We start from the raw sequence: 24,040 nt of genomic DNA, 5'->3' as shown, positions 1-24,040 counted from the left end.
GCGAGCGGCGGCTTTCTGGCTGCTCAAGAGGGGGATGAGTCCGATGTTGGCGACGAGCGAGAGTCAGGAGGTGGCCCCGATGGGGACGACCTATGTCACCCAGCGACCGTGGGCGCTGCCTGCTGCCCCAGCTCCGGTGTCAGAGGTCGGCTGCATGCTGATCACTGAACTCCTCCGGCACTCGCAGGCGCACCAGGTCCTGACCCAGGCCGAGCTGGTTCAGGCCCCCGCGTCCGCGCAGCGCCAGGGGACCAATGGATTCACGGGCAATGGCATCCGCGTCGGCGTCAAGCGGATGGATGTCAGCGGGGTTCCACCTCGAGGGAGACCGGTCTAACACAGACCAGCCGGCTCACCTCGAGGCCGCGGACCCCGTACACCGGGATCCGCGGCCTTAGTCATTTCCGCACTGCCGAAAGTAAGTCGGAACAGCGATCTACGAGATCGAAACGAGAGAGAGGTGACCGGGCGATGAGTCTGGCGTTGGCCCCCCTCGACGCGAACGTCGAGCTGGAGGCGAACCTGCCCTGCCGGAAGTTCGACCCCGACCTGTGGTTCGCCGACTCGCCTGCCGAGCTGGAGCTGGCCAAGTCGCTCTGCGGGGACTGCCCGCTGCGCGTCGAGTGCCTCGCCGGTGCGGTGGAGCGGGAGGAGCCGTGGGGCGTCTGGGGCGGCGAGATCTTCGAGCGTGGCGCGGTCGTTCCGCGCAAGCGGCCCCGTGGTCGCCCGCGCAAGGAGGACGTCGCCCGTGACGCGGCGCTGCGGGTCGAGGCCCAGGCGCGGCTGGCGGCCAGTGGCCTTGCCGAGTCGCGCAGTGCGGTCCGGTTGGCGGCCTGACATGAACCCGATCCGTACGAACGCCGGTCTGGTATCGGCGCCGAACACCGCGATGGCCGCGGTGTCGAAGACCATCACTGCCATGCCCATCCGAGACGGAGCCACCAAGATGCATCTCATCCACGAAGCGTTGTCACGGGCTCGAATGCGCCTGCCTCAGGCCGGTCGCAGCACCACGAGCACTGAGGCAACCCGATCCGCCCGCACCATCGCGCTGGAGGCCCGTCGCCGGGCCGCCCGCGAGCTGGGCATCCTGTGAGCCGTCGGCCCGAGGCCGTCGGTAGCTAACCGAATCTGACGTCTGCACAGCCGGGCCCGGTCCCGGCGGGGGTACGCCCTCCGCCGCGACCGGGCCCGGCGTCGTTGTGCGGCTGCCCGCTGCGTGCGACCTACCGGGTGACGGTCGTCGGCGGGTTAGGCGCGGTCAGGCCACCGGGGCGAACCCGGGCAGCCAGCGCTCCACGATCCCCCGGTAGGGCGCCTTCGCCTCCAGTTGGCAGAGCACCCCGATCGAACCGAGGGTCACCCGGTGGATCAGCAGGTACGACGGCGGCAGGTTGAGCTGCCGCGAGAGCTGGTACGCCGGGGAACGCGGATTGGCCAGCCGGGCCGCCTCGACCCGCAGCCACGCCCGGGTGAACCGGAACTCCTCCACCGAGAGCGGTTGCAGGATCGGCATCAGGAAGTCGAGTACCGCCTGGGCGTCGATCGGGGAGTCGAGCCGGATGAAGCCCTCCTCGCGCAGCCCGGCCACCACCGCCTCGGCATCACCGGCCAGGGCCAACCGGACCAGCCGGCCGATCGGCTCCGGGTGCCCGCCCGGCAGCCGGGCCACCGCGCCGAAGTCGATCACGCCGAGCCGCCCGTCGGGCAGCAGCCGGAAGTTGCCGGGGTGCGGGTCGGCGTGCAACAGCCCGGCGCGCATCGGTGCCGAGAAGTGCAGGGTGGCCATCAGCCGGCCGGCCTGGTCCCGGTCGGCCTCGGATCCCGAATCGATGATCGCTGACATCGGGGTGCCCTCGACCCAGTCCGTGACCAGCACCCGGGGCGCGGCCGCGACCACGCCGGGGACGAAGATCTCCGGATCGTCGGCGTACGCGGCGGCGAAGATCCGCTGCGACTCCGCCTCGAGCTCGTAGTCCAGCTCCTCGCTGATCCGCTCGCGCAACTCGCTGAGCAGCGGTTTGATGTCCAGGCCGGGCTGGATCGCCCGGAACATGGCACCGAGCCGGGAGAGCTGCTTCAGGTCGGAGAGCAGCGCCGGCCCGGCGCCCGGGTACTGCACCTTGACCGCGACCGGGCGACCGGCCGGGGTCGGCGTACCCGTCTTGGCCGCCGTCTTCGCGCCGCGCCGCCGGACGGCCGGCGTACCGCCGCCCTCGACCTTCCAGATCGCCCGGTGCACCTGGCCGATGCTGGCGGCGGCGGCGGGTTTGTCGTCGAACTCCACGAACAGCGACCGCCAGTCCGGCCCGAGCTGCTCGGCGAGCACCTTGTGCACGCTGGCCGCAGGCAGCGGCGGGGCCGCCTCCTGGAGCTTGGTCAACGCCTGCCGGTACGGCGCCGCGATCTCCTCGGGCAGGGCCGCCTCGAACACGGACAGGGCCTGTCCGAACTTCATCGCCCCGCCCTTGAGCTGGCCCAACACGCTGAAGAGCTGCTCGGCGGTGCGTTGCTGGATCTCGTTGGAGATCACCTCGGAGGCGAGGCCGGTGACCCGCTTGCCCACGCCGAGGACGGTCCGGCCAGCGAAGCCGAGCGGCAGAGCGGCGAGCTTGGCGGTCCGGGAGACGGCGCGGCGCGGGATGTCGGTCACCAGATCATTGTTACCGACTCGACGAGATCCGGTCCGCCGTCAGCGGGTGGCTCAGGCCACGTCCTGGTCGTCGTCGACCGGCCACCGCCTGATCCGGGCGGCGGAATCCGCCCCACCGTCCCCCGTCCTACCCGACTGGGCGCGGCCGTCGCGCTGGTCCGGTTCGTGCGACCCGGTGCAGTTCCGCCCGGCTGGGCAGTTCGGCCGGTCCCGGAGCCGCCGGTCTCCGCGACGGCGCACAACGCCGCATGGTTCGGGTGGAAAGGGGGTCAGCCGGGACCCTGGTCCGGGGGTCCGGGTGGGGTTTCCGGCGCACGTGGGGCGCGGCGGGGCGGCGTTCCGCGCCGTCGCACGGTGCAGCCACATCCCGGGTGCGGTGGCCAGGTGCGGCGGCGCAGCCGACCGGCACCGGTCACCTCGACCGCCCCGCCGACCGTCTCCGGGGTACCGCCGTCGAGGAAGGTGAGCACCTCGCCGACCGCGTAGCCGGCCGCCGTGACCAGGGTCGCGGTCAGGCAGGGCTCTTGGCCGTCACCGCCGGCCAACTGGGCGGCGAGGCCGGGCCAGCCCGGGTCGCGGTCCTGCCGGTGCAGGTCGACGCAGTTCAGGCAGGGTGATCCGGCGGCCCGGACCAGTGGGCCGACGACCGGGACGCCGTCGCGCATGGTCAGCAGCAGGTGCGCCTGCCGGTGCTGGGCGTAGCCGGCGGCGAGCAGTCCGGCGGGGCGGTCCGCCCCGACCTGGACCACCAGGTCGGCACGACCGCGCCGGACGGGTCGGGTCGCGGTGCCGGGTGCGGCCCGGGCGATCGCGTCCGCGACGGCGGCGGCGCTCGGCCGGCGTACGTCGGTGGCCAGCAGCCCGCTGCCGGTGGTGTCCGCCGGCCGGACCCGGCCCCGCAGGTCCGGGTGCACCTGTCCGACGCCGGCCTGGGCCAGGGTCACCGCCACCGGGGCGGCGAGCCGGCCCTGACCGGTCACCACGATCCGGGCCGCGGCCCGCCGCCGGAGCAGTTGGGCGGGGGTGCCGGGTGAGTCCCGGCCGTGCAGGGCGAGCGCCGCCGCCTCGGCGGAGAGTCGCTGCCGGGCCGGCTCGGGCAGGTCGGTGGGGAGCAGGGTGTGTGCGGCGACCACCAGGCCGGCGGCGCGCAGGGTGTCGATCAGGGTACGGGCGTCGTCGCGGGACACGTCGATCGTGACGGCGTGGTCCAGGACGGCCCGCTCGCTGCGGCTGCCGTCGAGCAGGTCGAGCAGCCGGGCGGCGGCCGGATTGGCGACCTCGAGCAGGACCGCGCGACGGGGGTCGAGGCCGAGTTGCAGGGTGTGCCGGTCACGCCAGAGTCGGGCGAGGCCGGGCAGCAGGGTGGGGCGGGGCAGCACGGTTCTGGTCATGGGGCAACACGCTGTCACCGCCCGGGTGCGGGAAGGCGGCGGTTGTCCACAGCGGGTGGACGCTGTGCACTGCCCTATCCACAGGATCTGGGGTGTTATCCACAACCCATGGGTAACTTCTGTCGCCGCGCGGACATCACAGCGGGTGTCCGCAGCGCGACAGTGAAAGCGGGAAGGGGTGGCGCCAGGCCACCCCTTCCCGCAGTTCCGCGTACTTCTCGATGATCAGACCTTGGCCTTGCCGAGGATCCGGTTGACGGTCGTGCCACAGACCGGGCACTTGCCCTTGGCCATGTTCATGCCCGTCTTGGAAACCTCGACGTTGCCCTCGAAGTCACGCTTTTCCTTGCACTTCACGCAGTACCCGTTGTAGGTCTGGGCCTTCTCGGCCACGGTGCCCTCCTCGTCTCATCCGCCGGCTCTCGCGAGCCTGACGTGCGCCCGGCGGCGGGCGGCCACGTAGGCGCCAGCGCTGGGGTTTCTCCGCGGTCACCGATGTGACCGCCGGTCCGCGGACCCTACCCAGTTCTGGGCAGTTCCATGTCAGCGATCTGTCGACACTGTGAGGAAGCCGACGCCCAGAGTGTGCATGCCGGAATAGGTCGGATAAGTCAGTTTCGCAGGGACACGCCGGATGAACCGCGTCAGATCGCTGATCGGGGGGTGCCTGGCGGGACCGGGGGATGATCGTTTACCGTTGCCTCCGGCGCTCGACCGTACGCCCCCGCGGGGCCCGGAACCGGCTGATCATGGGTACGTAGACGATCACCGCAATGAATTTTTTCCGGACGGGTCACCGCTAACCGGTATTTTTCCGGCGGCTATCTGCGGGTTGACTCTTGCGGTGACCTGGTCAGTACGCATTAGTTTTCCATCGTGAACGAAACCCGGGGCTGCGCGGGCCGCTAATGGCGGGGTTGCGGAAGCCGGTCGTCGAGGTACGGCGCAGTCAGCGTCGGCGCCGGACGGTGTCCGCCTACCGGGACGGCGAGCGGGTCGTGGTGCTGATCCCCGACCAGTTCTCCCGTGCCGAGGAGACCGAGTGGGTGGACCGGATGCTCGCCCGGCTCGCGGCCCGGGAGGAGCGGCTCGGACGTTCCGACGAGGAGTTGCTGCTCCGGTCCCGCCGGTTGATCGACCGCTACCTGAGCGAGCACGGCCGGATGGCGGTACCGGCCAGCGTCCGGTGGGTGACGAACCAGAACGGCCGGTGGGGCTCCTGCACCCCGGCCGACCGGACGATCCGGATCTCGCACCGGATCCAGGAGATGCCGGACTGGGTGATCGACTACGTGCTGCTGCACGAGCTGGCCCACCTCGTCGTGCCGAGTCACAACGCGCGGTTCTGGGAACTGGTCGGGCGCTATCCGAAGACGGAACGGGCCCGGGGCTACCTGGAGGGCGTCGCGGCGACCGCCGGGATCGTCCTGCCGGACTGAGCCCGTACCGGTGCGGCTGAACCGGCCCGGACGGGCGGTGCGGCCGCGCGGGGACGCCGGGCCGGCAGATCGGTAAGGTCGGCGGGTGACCCGCCGTCTGATCGTGGTGATGCTCGGCCCCGTCGCCTGGGCGCCGCCCGGGACCGATCCGGCCCGCTGGCGGGCCGCACTCGCCGAGGACGTGGTCGACCTGGTCGCCACCCTGGCCGAGGTGGAGCCGGCGATCGCCGCCACCGCGCCCGACCGCCCGCTGGCCGAGGCCGTCGCCTGGCCCGGCATGCCGGTGTACGACCTGCCGGCCAACCGGGTCGGTGCCGCGCTGGGGGCGGCGGCCCGGGACGGCTACGACCAGGCCGCCGTGCTGGTCGCAGACGCGCCCGACGTGCCCGGCCTGATCCTCGGCAAACTGCTCCGCCCGCTGACCAGCCGTCCCGTCGCGGTCGCCCCGGCGACGAATCCCGGGCCCGGGCTGCTCGGCCTGGCGGCCCGGCTACCCGCGCCGGACTGGCTGCCGGAGCTGGACCTGGACACCGCCGAGGTCGAGCAGGTGCGCGCCGCCGCGCCGCGACCGGCCGAGGTGGCGGTGGCCCCGGGCTGGCGCCGGCTCCGCACCGCGGCCGACCTCGCGACCCTCGATCCCGCGGTCGAGGGCTGGGACACCACCCGGGTGCTGCTCGGCGGCTGACCGACCCCGGAAGGCGTGGGTCAGCCACTCCGCACGTCCCGAGGGCGGGGTGAGTCGGCCACTCCTCACGTTGAGGAGGGTGGCGTGAGCCAGCTACGTCTCACGTCCCGAGGGCGCGTCGGCCAGCCACTCCGCACGCCCGCCGGCGTCGGTCACTCCGGGTCGCGCCGCTCCGAGCCCGGATCGGAGTCACCGGAGTCGCCCTCGGATTCCGGCGTGCCGAAGTCGAAGTCGTCCAGGTCGCCGAGGTCGAGTTGGGACCGGGCGAAGGCGTCCGGGTCGGCGAAGTCCTCCTCGGCGGGGAGCAGGTCCGGGTGCCCCCAGAGCGCGTCCCGGCCGGCGATGCCCCGGTGCTCGCTGAGCGCCGCCCAGAGCGCGGCGGCCTCGCGCAGCCGGCGGGGTCGCAGCTCCAACCCGACCAGCGCGGCGAAGGTCTGCTCGGCCGGGCCACCGGCGGCCCGGCGCCGACGGAACGCCTCGGCGAGCCGGTTCACGTTCGGCAGCCGCTCGGCGGCGGCGGTGTCGACGACGTGGCACACCCAGCCCTCGACCAGGGCGAGCGTGGTTTCCAGCCGGGCCAGCGAGGCCTTCTGCGCCGGAGTGTCCTCCGGGGTGAAGATGCCCTCCACGGAGAGCGCCTGCACCGACTCCGGGTTCATCGGGTCGAGCCGGCCCATCGCCTCCTCGATCGCCTCCCGGTTCACCGTGATGCCGGTGGCGTACATCTCGACGGTGGTCAGGACGTGGCCGCGCAGCCACGGTACGTGCTGGAAGAGCCGTTGGTGGGCGGCCTCGCGCAGGGCGACGTAGAGGCGTACCTCGTCCTCGGGGAGTTCGAGGCCCTCGCCGTACGCCCGGATGTTGGCCGGCAGCAGCGCGGCCGTTCCGGCCGGGCCGAGCGGCAGGCCGATGTCGCCGGCCGAGAGCACCTCGGCGGCGAGCGAGCCGAGCGCCTGCCCGAGCTGGCCGCCGAAGAGCGCCCCGCCCAGCGTGGTCAGCATCGACTGCATCGGGCCGAGCTGCGACCGGGCCTCCGGCGGCACCAGGTCGCCCATCGCGGCCACCATCCGCCCGGCCACCGGGTCGCAGAGCTTCTTCCAGACGTCCAGCGTCTTGTAGATCCACTCGTTCCGGTTCCACGCGACCGAGCTGCGGATCCCGGAGGGGTGTGCCGAGGTCGGATCGAGCCACAGGTCGGCGAGCCGGAGCGCCTCCTCGACGGCGTTGCGCTCGTACGGCGTCACGGCCGGGTCGCCGGCCGAGGAGAGCTGGCTGGCCGCGACCTGGCGGGCCAGGTCCCAGTTGACCGGGCCGCTGCCCGGCGCGGCGAGCAACTGCTGCAGCTGCGCCATGAACTGCTGCATCTGCTGCGGGTCGTTGGGGTCGGGCGGCTGGCCACCCGGCAGGGCGAAGCCGAACGGAATATCAGGCACCCGTCCACGGTACGCGCGCCGGGGGTTGCGCCGCCCGCCCAGGTGTCACGCCGAGGGCGAACCTCGGGGTTCACTGACCGGCCCGGGGGTGCCTTCTGGGTACGCTTGGCGGCCATGAGACGTCGCGGTGTCACGGTTCTGCTCGGCGCGGTGATCACCGCCCTGCTCAGTGTCGGCGTGCTCGCCGCCCCGATCCCGTACGTCGTGCTCGGTCCGGGGCCGACGGTGGACACGCTGGGCCGGCAGAACGACAAAGAGGTGATCCAGGTTTCCGGCCGGGAGACCTCGGCGTCGGCCGGACAACTCCGGCTGACCACGGTCGGCGTGCAGCCCGACGTCAAGCTGCTCTCCGCGATCGCCGGCTGGTTCTCCTCGGACGAGGCCGTGGTGCCGTACGAGTTGATCTACCCGCCGGGGCAGACCCAGCAGCAGGTGGAGGAGCGCAACGCGGAGGACTTCGCCGCCTCGCAGACCAGTGCCGAGACCGCGGCGCTGCGCGAACTCGGCTATCCGGTGGAGGTCGTGGTCAAGGCCGTCACCGCGGGTGCCCCGTCGGAGGGCATCCTCAAGGTGGGTGACGTGGTCACCTCGGTCGACGACAAGCCGGTGGTGGTGGCGAGCAGCCTCACCGACCTGATCCGGGCCCGCCCGGCCGGCTCGTCGCTGAAGATCGGCTACACCCGGGACGGCAAGCCGGCCACCGCGACCATCGTCAGCGCCGCCACCGACAACAACCCGCCGCGGATCGGCGTCGAGATCGAGCAGCGGCAGCCGCACCCGTTCGAGTTGAAGATCGATCTCGGCGACATCGGCGGGCCGAGTGCCGGGCTGATGTTTGCGCTCGGCATCATCGACAAGATCCGGACCGAGGAGGACCTGACCGGCGGAAAGATCATCGCTGGCACCGGCACCATCAACGACCTGGGTGAGGTCGGCCCGATCGGCGGTATCCCGCAGAAACTGGTCGGCGCGAAGAACGCGGGCGCCAAGTATTTCCTCGTACCGGCCGACAACTGCGAGGAGGCCGTCCGCAACGCCCAGTCGGGGCTGCCGATGGCCCGGGTCGGGACCCTCGACGAGGCGCTGAGCGCACTGGCGACGATCAGCGCCGGAGGCGAGCCGCCGAAGTGCTGAATTGTCGCGCAGCGTCAGTGTCGGGCTACTCTCCGGCGCCGATGTGACTGCGCTCCGGTGGCCACGTGTCCCGCCCGATTGACCGGTCGTTTTCGGCTGCCCCGACGGGGGACCGATCGGACTCAGGAATACCCCGTAGTCTAGGTGCTCTGATCAGAGCCGGTCATTGCCGAAGGTGCGGAGCCAACAGTGGTCATGCGTAGCAGCCCCCTACCAAGAATGAGTCGACGCGGTCGCGTCACGGTCGGCGTACTCCTCGGGGTGTTCCTGCTCCTCACCCTGCTGGGCTGGGGCGTGCAGGCGTGGACCGACTGGCTCTGGTTCGACGAGGTGCAGTACACCCGGGTCTTCAGCGGGGTGCTGGTCACCCGGATCCTGCTCTTCGTCGTGATCGGTCTGGCCATGGCGCTGCTGGTCGGTGGCAACATGTGGCTGGCCTACCGGCTGCGGCCGGTGCTCCGGCCGAATTCGCCGGAGCAGGTGACCCTGGAACGCTACCGCTCGGTGCTGGCGCCCCGGATCGGCACCTGGCTGGTCGCGATCGGGGTGATCGTCGGACTCTTCGCCGGTCTCTCCGCGCAGACCCGCTGGGGTCAGTGGATGCTGTTCCGCAACTCGCAGAGCTTCGGCATCGAGGACCCGGAATTCAAGATCGATATCGGGTTCTACGTCTTCCAGTTCCCGTTCCTGCGCTATCTGCTCGGCGTCGGCTTCACCGCCGTGGTGCTGGCCATGATCGGCTCGCTGGCGATGCACTACATCTTCGGCGGGGTCCGGCTGCAGGGCGTCGGCGACCGGATGACCAGCGCCGCCCGGGCCCACCTGACCACGCTGGTCGCGGTCTTCGTACTGCTCAAGGCGCTGGCGTACGTGCTCGACCGGCGGGCGATGCTGCTGGAGTTCAACGAGGGCGTCAACCTGTACGGCGCCGGCTACGCCGACATCAACGCGCTGCTGCCGGCCAAGGAGATCCTGGCGTACATCTCGGTGGTGGTCGCCATCGCGATCATCATCTTTTCCAACGCGGTGATGCGGAACCTGGTCTGGCCCGGTATCTCGCTGGCCCTGCTCGGCATCTCGGCGGTGGCGATCGGCGGCATCTACCCGTGGGCGGTGCAGACCTTCGAGGTCAAGCCGAGCGTCAAGGACAAGGAAGCCGCGTACATCGAGCGCAGCATCACGGCCACCCGGGACTCGTTCGGGCTCGCCAACACCGTGATGGCGCCGTACAACGCGGCGAACCTGAAGCCGCCGGAGGCGCTGGCCACCGACACCTCGGTGGTGCCGAACATCCGGCTGCTGGACCCGCAACTGGTCTCCGAGACCTACACCCAGCTTCAGCAGGTGCGCGGCTTCTACGACTTCGGCCCGAAGCTCGACATCGACCGTTACCAGGTCAACGGCGAGACCCAGGACTACGTCGTCGGGATGCGGGAGATCAACTACCTGGAGCTGACCGACCAGCAGAGCAACTGGATCAACCGGCACACCGTCTTCACCCACGGCTACGGCCTGGTCGGTGCACCCGCCAACCAGGTGGTCTGCGGCGGCCAGCCGTACTTCGTCTCCGGTTTCCTCGGTGAGCGCGCCGAGGAGGCGTGCTCCTCGTCGACCGAGACGATCCCGGCCACCCAGCCGCGGATCTACTACGGCGAGCAGATGGACGGCAGCGACTACGCGATCGTCGGGCAGACCGAGGGGAACAACCCGGTCGAGTTCGACCGGCCGACCGGCCGGGACGGCGGCGAGCAGTACTACACGTACACCGGCTCGGGCGGGGTCGAGATCGGCTCGTTCGGGCGCCGGCTGCTCTACTCGATCAAGGAGCAGGAGCCGAACTTCGTGCTCTCCGGCGCGATCAACGAGAACTCCAAGCTGCTCTACGTGCGCAACCCGCGGGAGCGGGTGGAGAAGGTCGCACCGTTCCTCACCCTGGACGGCGACCCCTATCCGGCGGTGGTCGGCGGGCGGATCCAGTGGATCGTCGACGGCTACACCACGGCGGCCACCTACCCGTACGCCGAGCAGGTGAACCTCCAGCAGGAGACCGCCGACGAGCTGACCGGGCTGGGCACCTTCGAACTCGCCCGGGAGGACGTCAACTACATCCGGAACTCGGTGAAGGCGACCGTCGACGCGTACGACGGCACGGTGAACCTCTACCAGTACGACGAGACCGACCCGGTGCTGAAGGCCTGGAACAAGGCGTTCGGCGGTGACCTGGTGAAGCCGAAGTCGGAGATCCCGGCCGACCTGGCGGCACACTTCCGCTACCCGGCCGACCTGTTCAAGGTGCAGCGCAACCTGCTGGCGAAGTTCCACGTCACGGACCCGTCCGAGTTCTTCTCCGGGCAGGACTTCTGGGAGGTGCCGAACGCGCCGGACGCGCCGGACTCCGGTGAGAAGCAGCCGCCGTACTACCTCTACACCCAGTTGCCGGGGCAGGAGGCGCCGCGCTTCCAGCTCACCTCGGCGGTCACCCCGGCCGGCCGGCAGAACCTCGCCGCGCTGATCAGCGGGTCGTACCTGAACGGCCAGCCCCGGTTGGAGGTGCTGGAACTGCCCGACCAGACTGCGGTCTCCGGGCCGGTCCAGGTGCACCAGAAGATGACCAACAACGCCAACATCCGGCAGGAACTCAACCTGCTCTCCTCGAACCAGGCCCAGGTGCAGTACGGCAACCTGCTCTCGCTGCCCTTCGGCGACGGCATGCTCTACGTCGAGCCGGTCTACGTGAAGAGCAACCAGACGAACGCCTATCCGCTGCTGCAACGGGTGCTGATCTCGTACGGCGACGGCGGCCAGTACGTCGTACTGGCGAACAGCCTCGAAGAGGGCATCAAACAACTCGTCGAGCAGGGCAAGAAGGCCGCCCCGACGACGCCGACGCCGCCGCCACCACCGACCGACGGCGGCACGAACCCGACGCCCAGCCCGACGACACCACCGGCGGACACCAATCCGCAGCTCACTCCGGAACTGGCCGCCGCCGCGAGCAAGGTGCAGGCCGCGATCGTCGAGGTGAAGGCCGCCCAGACCGCCGGTGACTTCGAGCGGTACGGGCGCGCGCTGAAGGCGCTCGACGACGCGATGACCGAGTTCCAGGCCGCCCAGCGGGCGGCGACCGGCAACCCGGCACCGGGCGGGTCTCCGGCCCCGGCGGCGAGCGGCGGTACGCCCAGCCCGCCGCCGGCCTCTCCGAGCGGCTGACCAGGTCGTACGCGGCTTCCCGGCGGCGGCGGTATGGTCGCCGCCGGGTAGTTCGCCCCCTGTTTTGCGGGGCGTGGGCGGTGTGCGCTAGTGTTAACGAGCCGACGCGGGGTGGAGCAGCTCGGTAGCTCGCTGGGCTCATAACCCAGAGGTCGCAGGTTCAAATCCTGTCCCCGCTACCACAGAACTATCAGTTGGAACCCGGTCCTCAACTATGAGGCCGGGTTCTTGCTTTTCCGAACGTTTCTTGCCCTCTCCGACGCGTGGCGCTCCGGGGATCGCGACATTTCCGAGGGCGGCGCCGACCGAGAGTTTTTTCAAGTTGGACTTCGGCCCCAGTTGGGCTAGGGTTCATCCGGCGACGCGGGGTGGAGCAGCTCGGTAGCTCGCTGGGCTCATAACCCAGAGGCCGCAGGTTCAAATCCTGTCCCCGCTACCAGTGGAAAAACGGCCCCTCGGAGATCATCCGAGGGGCCGTTTCGCGTACGGGTGCAACCAGAAACGTCACCGACGCTGGTGTGGCCGACGGTGGGATCGGGCCGAGTGGCCCCGCCGGCAGGTGCCTCGATCGGAGCGGACGGCAGGTGCCCCGATCGGAGCGGACGGCAGGCGCTGCGAATCAGCGGAGGAGCCGCGTTCGCGTTGACGCGGCGTGCCGGCGTGCTTAACTGTTGGGCGATGACGCTCAGCTCGCGTGAGGTTGATCTGTTCGAGCGCTCCAGGGGCCGCCTGGAGGCGATCGCCTACCGCCTGCTGGGCTCGGCGGCCGACGCCGAGGACGCGGTCCAGGACACCTTTCTGCGTTGGCAGGCGGCCGACCGGGAACACATCGAAACGCCCGAGGCGTGGCTGACGAAGGTACTCACCAACGTGTGCCTGAACCAGCTCACGTCGGCGCGGGCCAGACGCGAGACGTATGTCGGGCAGTGGCTACCGGAGCCCGTTCTCGCCGGGGATCGGATGCTCGGTCCGGCCGAGACCGCCGAGCAGCGTGAGTTGGTCTCGATCGCGGTGCTCACCCTCATGGAGCGGCTGTCGGCCAACGAGCGCGCGGTGTACGTGCTGCGCGAGGCGTTCGGCTACTCGCACGGCGAGATCGCCCAGATCCTCGACATCTCCGAGCCGAACTGCCAGCAGATCTACCGGCGGGCCAAGCAACACCTCGGCACCGACCGGACGCGCATGGAGATCGACGCCGCCGCCGCAGGGAAGATCGCCGAGGAGTTTCTCGCCGCCGCCCGCAGCGGCGACACCGAGCCGCTGGTCAGGCTGCTGACCGACGACGCGACGAGCGTGGCCGACGGCGGCGGCCGGGTCCCGGCCCGGACCACCCCGATCGTCGGCGCGCTCGCTATCGCTCGATTCCTACGGACCGTGTTCACGCCGACCGATGCCCAGCGGGCCATCTTCCGGAACATCGTCGGCGGCAGCGTCGCCGTGTACGTCGCCGTCGTCAACGGCGGCCCGGCGCTGCTGGTCGTGGCCGGCGACCGGGTCGTCGGCGTCCTGTCGCTGGACGTGACCCCCGACGGCGTGGCTGCCATCCACGTCCAGGCCAACCCGGACAAGCTGGAGCGCGTCACTCGCCAGTGGGCGGTAGCCGAGCGCGGGGAGCCGCTCCTCGACGCTTGGTGACTCAGGTTACAAGCAACTCCTGTCAGGGATCGCGTCGCTGTCCGGTTCAGGAAGCGAGCAGGCCACACCAGACAGGAGGCGGAACATGAAGCACCGCATCGTCGTCCTCGGGGCCGGATATGCCGGAGCCCACGCCGCCGGGCGTCTCGCCCGGCGACTGCACTCCGACGACACCGAGATCACCCTGGTCAACGCCGACCCGGAGTTCGTCGAGCGGGTCCGGATGCACCAGCTCGCGGCCGGGCAGGACCTGCGGCGCCGGCCGTTGCGTGACGTCTACGCGGGTACGGGTGTCGCGGTACGACCGGCGCGGGTCACCGCCGTCGATGTCGAGCGCAAGACCGTCGATCTCGTCGACCAGCACGGCGCCGACGAGATCGGGTACGACACCCTGGTTTACGCCCTCGGCAGTACCGCCGCCGACCATGGTGTTCCCGGGGCCGCCGAACACGCCTACCACGTCTCCGGCGAACAGGGTGCGCTGCGGTTGCGCGAGCGGCTGCACGACCTCGCCGCGGGCGGGACCGTGCTGGTGGTCGGCGGTGGCCTCACCGGCATCGAGGCAGCCACCGAGATCGCCGAGAGCAGGCCGGATCTCGACGTCGCGATCGCCGCCCGCGGTGGCGTCGGCGACTGGCTGAGTGACAAGGCCCGGCGACACCTGCGCACCGTTTTCGACCGGCTCGGCATCACCGTGCACGAGGACACCGACATCACGCACGTCGACGAGACCGGCGTACTCACCGGGGCCGCCGGGCGGATCCCGGCCCAGGTGACCGTCTGGACAGCGGGCTTCAGCACGCACCCGATCGCCGCCGCCACCACCCTGGAGGTCGCCGACACCGGGCAGATCGTCGTCGACGGCACCATGCGCTCGGTTTCGCACCCCGACGTGTACGCCGTCGGCGACGCCGGGATCGCGCAGGGAGCGGGCGGGAAGCCGCTGCGGATGTCCTGTGCCTCGGGGATCCCGATGGCCTGGCAGGCCGCCGACGCCATCGCCGCGCGCCTGACCGGTCGCCAGGTTCCGGAGAAGACGATCGGCTACTTCCTGCAGTGCATCAGCCTCGGCCGCCGCGACGGCATCATCCAGTTCGTGACCCCCGATGACCAGGCCAAGCCGTCCGCCATCACGGGCCGGCCGGCTGCCCGGATCAAGGAGTTCGTCTGCGCGGGCGCGGCCTGGAGCATCGGCCACCCGACGGTCATGGTGCCGACCCGCCGCCGTCATGTCACGCCCGTCGAGACCGAGGCACTCCCGGTAACTGCCCACTGAGCCGCCCTGCTCGGATCGGGCGTCTTCGCCGGCCCTCCAGAGATCATCTGGAGGGCCGTTCCGGCTCTGTCCCCAGGGCCGCTCGCCAACTCGTCCGGGCTGCGCTGTGGTCGCCATCTGGTAGGAATGGGATCCGGCCGGACACGTCGTACGCCGGTTGAGCCGGCCGGCGGACGGTTGGCCGGGCGATGACCGTGAGTTGAAAGGGTGGCGTGTTCTGCTCTTCCCACACGTCTGGCCGGACGGGGAGGGGCGGGGTGCCGGGACCACTGCCGGGGATGCCGGCGGAACCGACGGGAAGGCGGGCGAATGTTGACCGGGCTGGTGCTGGGGGCCGCCGCGATGACCACCGGGCTGGTGGCCGGGGTCTTCGTCCTGTACGCACACACGATCATGCCCGGGCTGGGCCGTACCGACGACCGTACGTTCGTGGGTGCGTTCCAGGCCGTCGATCGGGCGATCATCAACCCGTGGTTCATGTCCTGCTTCTTCGGGGCGCTGGTCCTCACCGGTGTCTCCGCCGCCCTGCACCTGCGGGCGGACGGGCACGGCGGGTTGCCGTGGATCGCCGTCGCGTTCCTGCTCTACCTGGTGGTGGTCGTGATCACGCTGGCGGTGAACGTACCGCTGAACGACGCGATCAAGGTGGCCGGCGACCCGGACCGGATCGCCGACCTCGCCCAGGTACGCCGGGACTTCGGCGAGGCGAGGTGGCGGGCGTGGAACCTGGTCCGCGTCGTACTCAGCTCCACGGCGTTCGGCTGCCTGCTCGTCGCGCTCGTCGTGTACGGCCGCCGGCGCTGATCCCTCCCACCCGGCGAGCCGGCCGGTTGCCGGACAAGGCGCGGCCATCGCGATGACCAGCCAGAACAGGATGCAACAGGCCGAGGAACGAGCCGGCGACACCGGCGACGATGTTGATCCCGAGGGCGGTGCCGCGCTGCTGACGTTGCCGCTTCGAGCGGGTTCAGGTGTACCGCGTTGAAGATCGCCGGTAGCGAGGTCAGCACGATCGGCGCACCGCAGGTCACCGCATCGACCCGGCTCGCTGCGCCGGTACCGCCCGAGGTTCAGGTCCGGTGATCGGCCGCGTTGCCGGCGGGACTTGCGAGTAGCCCCGAGGATGTAGCCATGGAGATTTTCCGGAACTGGTGGGTCCGCCTGACCGCAGTGCTCGGTACGGCGGCGTTGACAGTGTTCGTACCGGCCATGGCCTGGGCGTCGAGCGGGCCCGGCGAGATGGTGGTGGAGGCGGCCCGGGGGCGCCGGGCCCGGGGCAGCTTCGGGATCTGGGGGCTGGTCTGCTGCCTGATCGTGGTCGGCGTGATCGTCGCCGTACTGGTCCTCGTGATGCGCAACCGCAGGTCGGGAGGGAAGCGCTGAGCAGCCGCGTCGGGTGACCCCGACCCGGCGCACCGGCTGCTGGTCGATCGCCGGGCGGGCGGCCCTCGCCGGTGTCCGGAAGGGACCCCTCCGCCGCGGGGAGAACGGCGGGCGGGTCCCTTCCCGGCGGCTCAGCTCGTCAGCGCGGCGTTCGCCTGGCTGATGAAGGACGCCGCGGCGGTACGCGGGGAAGCCCTGCCGAACTGGACGTTCTCGGCCGCCTGGATCAGCAGTTGCTTGACCGTGGCGTGCCCCTTCGGCGGCGGCACCGGAGCCGGTCCGAACTTCTCCGTCATGGTGGTCTCGAAGGCGACCGACTGCTTCATGCTCTCGTCGGTCAGCGACGCCTCCACGGCCCGCCGTACGTCCAGGTTGGCGCTCAGGCCCCGCTCGGTGCCGAGGATCTCGCCGGCCACGGCGTCGTTGACCAGGAAGTCGATGACGTGCACGACGGTCTCCGGATGGCGGGTACCCCGGAAGGCGGCCCAGTAGAGCGAGGCCCGGGCCCACTGCGCGGCCGGCTTGCCGGGATAGCTGACCACCTTGAGTCGGTCCTTGGTGAGCTTCTGCAACTCCGGGAGCTGGTTGGACCAGACGAACGAGGTTGCCGCTTGGCCGCTGGCCACCAGTTGCTTGGTCACGTCACCGCTGTTCGCCGGCTGGATCACCTGTGCCGGCGGGGCCGCCCCGCGCTTCCGGGCATCGGCCCACAGCTCGAACCAGCGAGCCAGGTCGCTCTCGGTGAAGCCCACCTGCCGGCCCCGGTACAGCTCCTTGTCCTGGGAGCGCAGCCAGACCCAGAGCGCCTTGTAGTCCGCGGACGGGTCCATGGTGCCGTAGACCTCGCCGTCGGAGCGCTCGGTGATCCGCTCGGCCCACTCCAGATAGTCCTCGTAGGACATCCCGATCTGCGGCTCCGGCAGGTCGTACCGGTCGAGCAGGCTCTTGTTGTAGATCAGGCCGGGGGTGTTCTCCGCCGCCGCGGCGGCGACCGTACGGCCGGTCACCTGGCTGGACTGGGCGAGACCGGCCGGCAGCTTCCGCAGGTCCAGCACGTCGGCCCGGACGTAGTCGGTCAGGTCCAGCAGGATCTCCCGCTGCGCGTACTCGGTGAGGTAGTTGTCGTCGATCTGGAAGATGTCCGGGGCGTTCCCGGCGGCGGCCTCGGTGGAGAGCCGGTCGAAGTAGCCGGCGTTGCCCTGGTAGGTGAACTTGAACGTGACGTCCGGATAGCGCTTGGTGTAGACCGCCAGCGCCTGCTTGGTCAGCTCGGCCCGGCGGTCGCCGCCCCACCAGAAGACGGAGAGTTCGACCTTGTCGTCCTGTGGTGCGGCGTTCTCGGCGGTGCAACCGGAGAGCGCGGTGACGACGACGAGCAGCGCGGCACCCAGACGCCGGCCGAGTCGGCCGGCCGGCGGTCTCTGGGCCACGGGGGAGGGGAGGGGATGAGGCACGACAACTCCTGACGACACCGGGTCAGCTGTGACGGCAACCGGATCATTCACCCAGCCGACCTCGGCGGGTGTCAACGCCCGTACGGGCAAGATCGTCCCAACCGCCGCCCGGAACGACCCGGGTGTCGGGGTCGGGCCGGCGACCCGGCCGACTCGGGCCGCACCGGGGCCGGCCCGGCGACCGTGATGTACTTGGGCACGTGGAACTGCTGCATTCGGGCAAGGTCAGGGACGTCTACGCCGACGGCGACGACCTGATCCTGGTCGCCTCCGACCGGGTGTCGGTCTACGACGTGGCGCTGCCGACCCCGATCCCGGACAAGGGCAAACTGCTCACCGCGCTGTCGCTCTGGTGGTTCGAGCAGCTCGCCGACCTGGTGCCCAACCACGTCATCTCGGCCACCGACGTGCCGGCCGAGTGGGCCGGGCGGGCGATCCGGGTCCGCCGGCTGGAGATGATCCCGGTCGAGTGCATCGCGCGGGGCTACCTGACCGGTTCCGGCATCACGGAATACGACAAGACCGGCGCCGTCTGCGGCGTACCGCTGCCGCCCGGACTGGTGGAGGCGTCGATCCTGCCCGAGCCGATCTTCACCCCGACCACCAAGGCACCGCAGGGCGAGCACGACGAGGCGATCACCTTCGCCGACGTGGTGGCCAAGGTCGGCGCCGAGACCGCCGAGCGGCTCCGCGAGGTCACTCTCGCCGTCTACCGGCGCGGCGCCGAGCTCGCCGCCGACCGGGGCATCCTGGTCGCCGACACCAAACTGGAACTCGGCTGGGCGCCGGACGGCACGATGGTGCTCGGCGACGAGGTGCTGACCTCCGACTCGTCCCGGTTCTGGCCGGCCGCCTCCTACCAGCCCGGCCGCGACCAGCTCTCGCTGAGCAAGCAGTTCGTCCGGGACTGGGCGGTCGGCACCGGCTGGGACAAGACCGGACCGGCCCCCGAGATGCCGCCGGAGGTCGTCGAGGCCGCCCGGGCCCGCTACGTCGAGGTGTACGAGCGGCTCACCGGCCGCCGCTGGTAGCCGGCACCTCGGCCGGCTGGACGCGTACCGGAAGGTCGTGTGCGGCCAGGAAGCCCGCCACCGCCGCCGACCACGGAAAGCGTTCGGCCTGCCGGCGGGCCGCCGCCCGGCGCTCCGGGCCCGGCCGGCCGACCAGCTCCAGCACGGCGTCGGCGTAGCCCGGTCCCTCGCCCGGCGCGGCCATCCCGGCCGGACCGAGCACCTCCGGCAGCGCGCTCTCCGCGCTCGCCACCACCGGGGTACCGCTGGCCAGCGCCTCCAGGGCGGCCAGGCCGAACGTCTCCACCGGCCCCGGCGCCAGCACCACGTCGGCGGTGGCGAGCAGCCGGGCCAGCAGGTCGCGGTCGGCGACGTAACGCAGGAACCGGACCGGCAGGTCGCCCCGGGCGGCGGTCGCGCGCAGCCGCTCCCGGCGCGGCCCGTCGCCGACCACCACCAGCACCGCGGGTACGCCCCGGTCCCGCAACCCGGCCAGCGCGGCGAGGGACCGCTCGGGGCGCTTCTCCGGCGACAGCCGGCCGCAGTGCAGCAGGAGCAGCTCGTCCGGCTCGGCGTAGCCGGCGCGCAGTCGGGGGTCGTACCGGTCCGGCCGGAAGTGCTCGAGGTCGACGCCGAGCGGTACCTGACGGAGGTTGCCGGCGCCGATCCGCCGGAACTCCGCCGCCGCCCACGAGGTGGTGCAGACGATCTGGTCGTGCCCGGCGACGGTACGCAGGTTGAGCCGGTCGGCCACCCGGCGGAGCTGGCCACCGGGGAGCAGCCGGAGCAGCCCGTCGAGGCTCTCGTGCGACACCATCATGCTGCGTACGCCGTGCCGGCGGGCCCAGGCGCCGGTCCAGCGCAACGTCGTACGGTCGGAGATCTCCAGCCGGTCCGGGCGCAGCTCGCGCAGCAGCCGGGCCAGCCGTACCCGGTCGACGATCACCCGGTAGCCGCCCATCCCGGGTACGGACGGACTGGCCAGCGTGATCACCCGACCCTGCTCGGTCTGCTCGTCGGTGTCGCGCCGGCCGGGCATCACCAACACCGGTTCGTGCCCGGCGGCGGCGTACCCGGCGCCGAGCTGGCGCAGCGCGGTACGCAGCCCGCCCGAGCTCTCGGTGATGAAGTTGGCCAGCCGCACGATCCGCACGCCGTCTCCCTGCTCTGTCCGTCGGCGGCCCGAAGTTCCGCACCGAAGAGATCGATCTGTTCGCCGCCCTGCCCGGAGGTCACCGGTTTCCCCCATGGAGAGGCCGGGTCACGCGGCCGCCTGCCGCAGCCGGAACAGCCGGCCGGGCCGGGGACTGCCCACCGCCGGCGCCTCGGCGAGTACCGCCGTGTAGTGCCCGATCAGCTCGTCACCGATCGCCGCCCAGGTACGCCCGCGCACCGCGGCCCGCCCCGCCCGGCCGTACTCCGCCCGGCGGTCCGGGTCGGCCACCAGCCCGGCGATCGCGGCGGTGAACGCGTCCGGATCGTCCGGCCGGACCAGGTGACCGGTCCGGCCGTCCCGTACCAGGTCGAGCGGCCCACCGGCGGCCGGGGCCACCACGGGCAGCCCGCTGGCCATCGCCTCCTGCACCGTCTGGCCGAACGTCTCGTACGGGCCGGTGTGCGCGAAGACGTCGAGGCTGGCGTAGATCCGGGCGAGCTGCCGGCCGTGCCGGGGGCCGACGAAGAGCGCCTGCGGCAGTGCGCGGCGCAGCGCCGGACCGGCCGGACCGTCGCCGACCACCACCACCCGGACCCCGGGCAGCGTGCTCGCCCCGGCCAGCAGGTCCACCCGCTTCTCCACCGCCAGCCGGCCGACGTAGCCGACCAGTACCTCCCCGCCGGGGGCGAGGGCGCGGCGCAGCGCGGCGCTGCGGTGTTCCGGCCGGAACCGCTCGCTGTCCACGCCGCGCTGCCACAGCCAGATCCGCTGGATGCCGTGCTCGTCCAGGGCGCTCGCGGTGGCACTGGACGGGGCCAGGGTGCGGTTCGCGCAGTTGTGCACCCGACGCAGCCAGCGCCACGCCGCCGCCTCGGTCAGCCGTACCCGGTACGCCCGCGCGTACGCGGCGACGTCGGTCTGGTAGACGGCCACCGAGGGCAGCCCCATCGCCCGGGCCACCGTGACGCCCCGGGCGCCGAGCACGAACGGGCTGGCCAGGTGCACCACCTCGGCGTCGTGCCCGCGCAACGCCGCCGCCAGCTCCCGCCCGGGCAGGCCGAGGCGGAACTGCGGGTAGCCGGGCATGGGCACCGACGGCAGCCGTACCACCGGGTAGGGCAGCGCGTCGGCGCCGTCCCGGGCGCCGGCCGCCGGCTGCGGTGCGATCACCAGGGGCCGGTGACCGCGCCGTACCAGGTGCTCGGCGACCCGTACGACCGAGTTCGCCACCCCGTTGACATCCGGCGGAAAGGACTCCGTGACGATCGCGATCCGCATGCGCTCACCGTCGTGCAGGTCCCCACCGTCCAGGTCACGGCATCATGACCTGCCGGCGAACTGTCAGCGACGAAGCGTGGAGCCGGTGTCCGGCGGCAGCTCAGGGTTGGGCGGCGACCGGCACGGCGGTGGGGAGCGGCACGGCACCGGCCAGTGGCACCATCGGACGCGGCGGGCGGTGCCGGGCCGCGCCGACGGCGAGGGCGGCCACCCGACGAGGAACACCGGGAGTACGGCGGTGACCAGCGGCGGCCCGCCGGGCAGGAAGGGGTGGTTGACGGCGGGGGTGCCCTGGGCGAGCGGCAGCGGTGCGCGGCCGGCGGCGGCGACCGCGACGGTCGCGAGCCGGCGCCGTACGACGTGTGGCGGGATGCCGGGCGCCCGCCGTCGGGACAGCCAGCCGGCCAGCGCCGGTACGGCGGCGCCCAGCCCCAGGATGACGGCCAGGCCGACGCTGCCGGCGAGGCTGGCGCGCTCCACCGCCCCGTTGACAACGACCAGCACCGCGCCGGTGCCCGCGGCGTCGGCTGCCCGTCTCGTACCCCTTCGGAGGCGAAGGTCCTGGTCGACGGGGTGGTCGAGGATGGGCGAGATCCATTCGTTACTTGACGGAGATAGTTCGTTCGCCGTAGGAAAGAAGAGTGACTGACGTGGTCAACCCGCCAACCAGCCCCGTGAGCCGGGAGCGGTCCAAGGAGATCAAGCGCCTTTCGGTGATCTCCGCGGCCCGACAGGCCAGGGTGCTGTCCCGGGCCGAGCTGACCGAGCTGACCGGGCTCAGCCCCGCCACGCTGACGCCGCTGGTCCGCGCCCTGATCGCCGAGGGTTACCTCATCGAGCGGGGGCCGGGTGCCTCGCGTACCGGCCGGCCGCGCGCCATGTTGGAGTTCAACCCCGGCGCCGAGCTGGTCGCGGCGGTCTCGCTGGAGCCGTCCCGGATCAGCTGCGAGATCGCCGACAGCGACGGGACGGTGATAGCGCACCGCAACGCCCGGCTGCATACCGACATCGTCAAGACGATCTGCCGGTTCGTGCCGGAGCTGGCCGGCGACGGGATGCCGGCGCTGCGCGGGGTGGCGATCGCGGTGCCGGGTGTCTCCTCCGGCGGTGCCGTGCGGTTGGCGCCGTCGGTCGGCGTGATCGAGGGCCAGCCGATCGGCGACTCCGTCCAGGCGATGCTCGGCGTGCCGGTGGTGGTGGACAACGACGTCAACCTGATGGCCGCCGGCGAGCACGCCGCGGGTGCTGGCAGCGACGTCACCGACCTGCTGCTGCTGCACGTGGCCGACGGCATCGGCGCCGGCCTGATCCTGGACGGCCGGGTCCGCCGGGGTGCCGCGGGCGCTGCCGGCGAGGTCGGCTTCCTTCCGCTGGAACGGGGCGACCAGGGCCACGACGGGGTGGGTCCGTTCGAGGCGCGGTGGTCGGAGAACGCGATCGCCGAGCGGGTCGTCGCACTGCGTCCCGGCCGGCGACCGAGGGCTCCCATCCGCGAACTCGTCGAGTTGAGCCGCACCGACGCCGAGGCGGACGACTATCTGCGCGAGGTACTCGGCGCCTGGGCCCGGCTGATCGTCTCCTGCGTCTGCGTGGTGGATCCGGGCCGGGTGCTGCTCAGTGGTGCGGCGGCAGACCTGGACGACGCCGCCCTCAACCTGCTCCAGTCTCTGGTCTCGCTGGCCGCCCCGGCCGCGACCGAGGTCCGTCGCGCCGTCCTCGGCGACCGGGCGGTACTGCATGGCGCGGTGAGTTACGCGCTCGCCGCTGCGGCGGCTCCGGCCGCCACCAGTGGAGCTTTCTGAACCGCATGATTCCCCACCCCGGAGGTAACCCCATGAGACGCCGATCGGTGCTCGTCGGAGCACTCGCGATAACGATGATGACCAGCCTGGCCGCCTGCGGTGGTGACGACGACGCCGCGGAGGGCGGTACCGGCGCCGAGAAGATCGTGGTGTACACCGCCCGCGACAAGAAGGTCGCGGACTTCGTGGTCGGGAAGTTCACCGCGAAGTACCCGGAGTACCAGGGCAAGGTCGAGGTGCTCACCCTCGGCGCCCAGGAGATCCTGGAGCGGGTACGGGCGGAGAAGGCCAACCCGCAGGGCGACGTCTGGTGGGGTGGCACCCAGCAGGCGCTAGCCACCGGGGCCACCGAGGACCTGCTGGCCGGTTGGCAGCCGGCCTTCGCGTCGAAGATGGACGCCCAGTACAAGGATGCCCAGGGCCGCTGGTTCGGTGAGATCCTGCTGCCCGAGGTCATCATGTACAACAACAAGGCGGTCCCGGCAGACCAGGCGCCGAAGGACTGGGACGACCTGATCACGCCGGCCTGGAAAGACAAGATCATCATCCGTGACGTGGCCGCCTCCGGCACGATGCGCTCGATCTACTCCTCGATGATCCAGAAGCTCTCCCCGGACGGCAGCAACCCGCAGCCCGGCTACGACTGGCTGCGCAAGCTGGACGCCAACACCACCGAGTACGCCGCCAACCCGGCGGACCTCTACCTGAAGATGTCCCGGGGACAGGGTGTGGTCAGCCTCTGGAACCTCCAGGACGTCCTGTTGCAGGCCAACCAGTCCAACATGCCGTTCGGCTACGTGATGCCGGCCTCCGGCGCGCCGGTCCTGGTCGACGGGCTGGGTGCGATCAAGGGCGGCAACACCACCGGCGCGCAGAAGTTCATCGAGTTCCTCTACGACGACGCGCTCCGCGCCGAACTGGCCCGCGACTACTTCCAGATCCCGGCGGTGGAGATCGCCGAGAAGCCACAGTGGCTGGCCGAGCTGGGCCTGAAGCCGATGGACGTGGACTGGGACGTGATCGCGAAGCACGAAACCGAGTGGATCAACCACTGGAACGCCGAGATCAAGAACAAGGGCTGACCGTTCCGGTGCCGGCCCG

General features: G+C 71.4%; 22 protein-coding genes and 2 tRNA genes. 16 read left to right on the top strand and 8 right to left on the bottom strand.

Annotation, left to right across the window (positions count from 1 at the left end):
- The first annotated feature begins 471 nt into the window (after nucleotides 1-471).
- Together ACQEVC_RS03680 and ACQEVC_RS03675 are read left to right on the top strand one after the other, a co-directional pair.
- Nucleotides 472-837, top strand: a complete 366-nt coding sequence (locus tag ACQEVC_RS03680) for a WhiB family transcriptional regulator (RefSeq protein WP_101369728.1) — start codon at nucleotides 472-474, stop codon at nucleotides 835-837.
- A gap of 1 nt (nucleotide 838) precedes the next feature.
- Nucleotides 839-1,096: a hypothetical protein gene (locus tag ACQEVC_RS03675; RefSeq protein ID WP_432873343.1), complete on the top strand. Its 258-nt coding sequence runs from the start codon at nucleotides 839-841 to the stop codon at nucleotides 1,094-1,096.
- Nucleotides 1,097-1,261: 165 nt separating this feature from the next.
- On the opposite strand, the gene ACQEVC_RS03670 is transcribed toward ACQEVC_RS03675, so the two are convergent.
- From ACQEVC_RS03670 to ACQEVC_RS03660, 3 genes are all read right to left on the bottom strand, one after another.
- Nucleotides 1,262-2,653 (bottom strand): ABC1 kinase family protein, encoded by a 1,392-nt coding sequence (locus ACQEVC_RS03670; protein WP_432873341.1) that lies wholly within the window; start codon nucleotides 2,651-2,653, stop codon nucleotides 1,262-1,264.
- 269 nt (nucleotides 2,654-2,922) lie between these two features.
- The gene (locus ACQEVC_RS03665; RefSeq protein ID WP_432873339.1) at nucleotides 2,923-4,044 is read right to left on the bottom strand and encodes a hypothetical protein; all 1,122 of its coding nucleotides are present in this window, start codon (nucleotides 4,042-4,044) and stop codon (nucleotides 2,923-2,925) included.
- A 225-nt stretch (nucleotides 4,045-4,269) separates the two neighbouring features.
- On the bottom strand, nucleotides 4,270-4,437 hold the full coding sequence (locus ACQEVC_RS03660; RefSeq protein ID WP_165436864.1) for a DUF5679 domain-containing protein: 168 nt from the start codon (nucleotides 4,435-4,437) through the stop codon (nucleotides 4,270-4,272).
- Nucleotides 4,438-4,952: 515 nt separating this feature from the next.
- Between ACQEVC_RS03660 and ACQEVC_RS03655 the strand changes: the two genes are divergently transcribed.
- Together ACQEVC_RS03655 and ACQEVC_RS03650 are read left to right on the top strand one after the other, a co-directional pair.
- A complete protein-coding gene (locus ACQEVC_RS03655; RefSeq protein ID WP_318402758.1) occupies nucleotides 4,953-5,483 on the top strand; it encodes a M48 metallopeptidase family protein in 531 nt (176 codons plus the stop codon).
- Between the two features lie 85 nt (nucleotides 5,484-5,568).
- Nucleotides 5,569-6,168: a hypothetical protein gene (locus ACQEVC_RS03650; RefSeq protein ID WP_432873335.1), complete on the top strand. Its 600-nt coding sequence runs from the start codon at nucleotides 5,569-5,571 to the stop codon at nucleotides 6,166-6,168.
- 152 nt (nucleotides 6,169-6,320) lie between these two features.
- Here the strand turns inward: ACQEVC_RS03650 and ACQEVC_RS03645 are convergent, their stop codons facing one another.
- The gene (locus ACQEVC_RS03645) at nucleotides 6,321-7,532 is read right to left on the bottom strand and encodes a zinc-dependent metalloprotease (RefSeq protein ID WP_318402805.1); all 1,212 of its coding nucleotides are present in this window, start codon (nucleotides 7,530-7,532) and stop codon (nucleotides 6,321-6,323) included.
- A gap of 183 nt (nucleotides 7,533-7,715) precedes the next feature.
- Between ACQEVC_RS03645 and ACQEVC_RS03640 the strand changes: the two genes are divergently transcribed.
- From ACQEVC_RS03640 to ACQEVC_RS03600, 9 genes are all read left to right on the top strand, one after another.
- A complete protein-coding gene (locus ACQEVC_RS03640; protein ID WP_432873333.1) occupies nucleotides 7,716-8,735 on the top strand; it encodes a YlbL family protein in 1,020 nt (339 codons plus the stop codon).
- Nucleotides 8,736-8,924: 189 nt separating this feature from the next.
- Nucleotides 8,925-11,945, top strand: coding sequence for a UPF0182 family membrane protein (locus ACQEVC_RS03635; RefSeq protein WP_432873330.1), 3,021 nt, complete (start codon nucleotides 8,925-8,927; stop codon nucleotides 11,943-11,945).
- Between the two features lie 105 nt (nucleotides 11,946-12,050).
- A tRNA-Met gene (locus ACQEVC_RS03630) sits at nucleotides 12,051-12,127 on the top strand.
- Between the two features lie 180 nt (nucleotides 12,128-12,307).
- Nucleotides 12,308-12,384 (top strand) — tRNA-Met (locus ACQEVC_RS03625).
- A gap of 239 nt (nucleotides 12,385-12,623) precedes the next feature.
- Nucleotides 12,624-13,580 carry an RNA polymerase sigma factor SigJ gene (gene sigJ / locus ACQEVC_RS03620; protein WP_432873327.1) on the top strand — a complete coding sequence of 319 codons (957 nt, stop codon included), beginning with the start codon at nucleotides 12,624-12,626 and terminating at the stop codon, nucleotides 13,578-13,580.
- 85 nt (nucleotides 13,581-13,665) lie between these two features.
- Complete coding sequence (locus ACQEVC_RS03615; protein ID WP_432873324.1) at nucleotides 13,666-14,856, top strand: NAD(P)/FAD-dependent oxidoreductase; 1,191 nt, start codon at nucleotides 13,666-13,668, stop codon at nucleotides 14,854-14,856.
- A 309-nt stretch (nucleotides 14,857-15,165) separates the two neighbouring features.
- Nucleotides 15,166-15,660 (top strand): DUF1772 domain-containing protein, encoded by a 495-nt coding sequence (locus ACQEVC_RS03610; protein WP_432873322.1) that lies wholly within the window; start codon nucleotides 15,166-15,168, stop codon nucleotides 15,658-15,660.
- 52 nt (nucleotides 15,661-15,712) lie between these two features.
- Nucleotides 15,713-15,841 carry a hypothetical protein gene (locus ACQEVC_RS03605; protein WP_432873319.1) on the top strand — a complete coding sequence of 43 codons (129 nt, stop codon included), beginning with the start codon at nucleotides 15,713-15,715 and terminating at the stop codon, nucleotides 15,839-15,841.
- Nucleotides 15,842-15,987: 146 nt separating this feature from the next.
- The gene (locus ACQEVC_RS03600; RefSeq protein WP_432873317.1) at nucleotides 15,988-16,239 is read left to right on the top strand and encodes a hypothetical protein; all 252 of its coding nucleotides are present in this window, start codon (nucleotides 15,988-15,990) and stop codon (nucleotides 16,237-16,239) included.
- A 131-nt stretch (nucleotides 16,240-16,370) separates the two neighbouring features.
- On the opposite strand, the gene ACQEVC_RS03595 is transcribed toward ACQEVC_RS03600, so the two are convergent.
- Nucleotides 16,371-17,669, bottom strand: coding sequence for an ABC transporter substrate-binding protein (locus ACQEVC_RS03595; protein ID WP_432873315.1), 1,299 nt, complete (start codon nucleotides 17,667-17,669; stop codon nucleotides 16,371-16,373).
- A gap of 224 nt (nucleotides 17,670-17,893) precedes the next feature.
- On the opposite strand from ACQEVC_RS03595, the gene ACQEVC_RS03590 reads away from it, so the two are divergent.
- Entirely contained in the window at nucleotides 17,894-18,724 is an 831-nt protein-coding gene (locus ACQEVC_RS03590; protein ID WP_318402740.1) for a phosphoribosylaminoimidazolesuccinocarboxamide synthase, read from the top strand.
- Here ACQEVC_RS03590 and ACQEVC_RS03585 read toward each other — a convergent pair.
- The 3 genes from ACQEVC_RS03585 to ACQEVC_RS03575 all read right to left on the bottom strand — a co-directional run bounded on the left by ACQEVC_RS03585 (nucleotide 18,705) and on the right by ACQEVC_RS03575 (nucleotide 21,641).
- Complete coding sequence (locus tag ACQEVC_RS03585; RefSeq protein WP_432873312.1) at nucleotides 18,705-19,856, bottom strand: glycosyltransferase; 1,152 nt, start codon at nucleotides 19,854-19,856, stop codon at nucleotides 18,705-18,707. The two genes, ACQEVC_RS03590 and ACQEVC_RS03585, sit on opposite strands and share 20 nt — an antisense overlap.
- 108 nt (nucleotides 19,857-19,964) lie before the next feature.
- The gene (locus ACQEVC_RS03580) at nucleotides 19,965-21,137 is read right to left on the bottom strand and encodes a glycosyltransferase family 4 protein (protein WP_432873309.1); all 1,173 of its coding nucleotides are present in this window, start codon (nucleotides 21,135-21,137) and stop codon (nucleotides 19,965-19,967) included.
- A gap of 63 nt (nucleotides 21,138-21,200) precedes the next feature.
- Nucleotides 21,201-21,641 (bottom strand): hypothetical protein, encoded by a 441-nt coding sequence (locus ACQEVC_RS03575; protein WP_432873306.1) that lies wholly within the window; start codon nucleotides 21,639-21,641, stop codon nucleotides 21,201-21,203.
- Nucleotides 21,642-21,778: 137 nt separating this feature from the next.
- Between ACQEVC_RS03575 and ACQEVC_RS03570 the strand changes: the two genes are divergently transcribed.
- Together ACQEVC_RS03570 and ACQEVC_RS03565 are read left to right on the top strand one after the other, a co-directional pair.
- Nucleotides 21,779-22,939 carry an ROK family protein gene (locus ACQEVC_RS03570; protein ID WP_432873304.1) on the top strand — a complete coding sequence of 387 codons (1,161 nt, stop codon included), beginning with the start codon at nucleotides 21,779-21,781 and terminating at the stop codon, nucleotides 22,937-22,939.
- A gap of 32 nt (nucleotides 22,940-22,971) precedes the next feature.
- Complete coding sequence (locus tag ACQEVC_RS03565; protein WP_432873302.1) at nucleotides 22,972-24,021, top strand: extracellular solute-binding protein; 1,050 nt, start codon at nucleotides 22,972-22,974, stop codon at nucleotides 24,019-24,021.
- Nucleotides 24,022-24,040: the final 19 nt, after the last annotated feature.

This window comes from Plantactinospora sp. CA-294935, from assembly GCF_050936445.1.
Lineage (GTDB): Bacteria > Actinomycetota > Actinomycetes > Mycobacteriales > Micromonosporaceae > Plantactinospora.
This window is presented reverse-complemented; position numbering and strand designations above follow the sequence as displayed.

Bases quoted from the DNA above. Each gene is read 5' to 3' on its own strand.
- ACQEVC_RS03680 (WP_101369728.1), top strand. From the start codon at position 472: ATGAGTCTGGCGTTGGCCCCCCTCGACGCGAACGTCGAGCTGGAGGCG.
- ACQEVC_RS03675 (WP_432873343.1), top strand. From the start codon at position 839: ATGAACCCGATCCGTACGAACGCCGGTCTGGTATCGGCGCCGAACACC.
- ACQEVC_RS03665 (WP_432873339.1), bottom strand. From the start codon at position 4,044: ATGACCAGAACCGTGCTGCCCCGCCCCACCCTGCTGCCCGGCCTCGCC.
- ACQEVC_RS03655 (WP_318402758.1), top strand. From the start codon at position 4,953: ATGGCGGGGTTGCGGAAGCCGGTCGTCGAGGTACGGCGCAGTCAGCGT.
- ACQEVC_RS03645 (WP_318402805.1), bottom strand. From the start codon at position 7,532: ATGCAGCAGTTCATGGCGCAGCTGCAGCAGTTGCTCGCCGCGCCGGGC.
- ACQEVC_RS03640 (WP_432873333.1), top strand. From the start codon at position 7,716: ATGAGACGTCGCGGTGTCACGGTTCTGCTCGGCGCGGTGATCACCGCC.
- sigJ (WP_432873327.1), top strand. From the start codon at position 12,624: ATGACGCTCAGCTCGCGTGAGGTTGATCTGTTCGAGCGCTCCAGGGGC.
- ACQEVC_RS03615 (WP_432873324.1), top strand. From the start codon at position 13,666: ATGAAGCACCGCATCGTCGTCCTCGGGGCCGGATATGCCGGAGCCCAC.
- ACQEVC_RS03610 (WP_432873322.1), top strand. From the start codon at position 15,166: ATGTTGACCGGGCTGGTGCTGGGGGCCGCCGCGATGACCACCGGGCTG.
- ACQEVC_RS03605 (WP_432873319.1), top strand. From the start codon at position 15,713: ATGACCAGCCAGAACAGGATGCAACAGGCCGAGGAACGAGCCGGCGAC.
- ACQEVC_RS03600 (WP_432873317.1), top strand. From the start codon at position 15,988: ATGGAGATTTTCCGGAACTGGTGGGTCCGCCTGACCGCAGTGCTCGGT.
- ACQEVC_RS03580 (WP_432873309.1), bottom strand. From the start codon at position 21,137: ATGCGGATCGCGATCGTCACGGAGTCCTTTCCGCCGGATGTCAACGGG.
- ACQEVC_RS03565 (WP_432873302.1), top strand. From the start codon at position 22,972: ATGAGACGCCGATCGGTGCTCGTCGGAGCACTCGCGATAACGATGATG.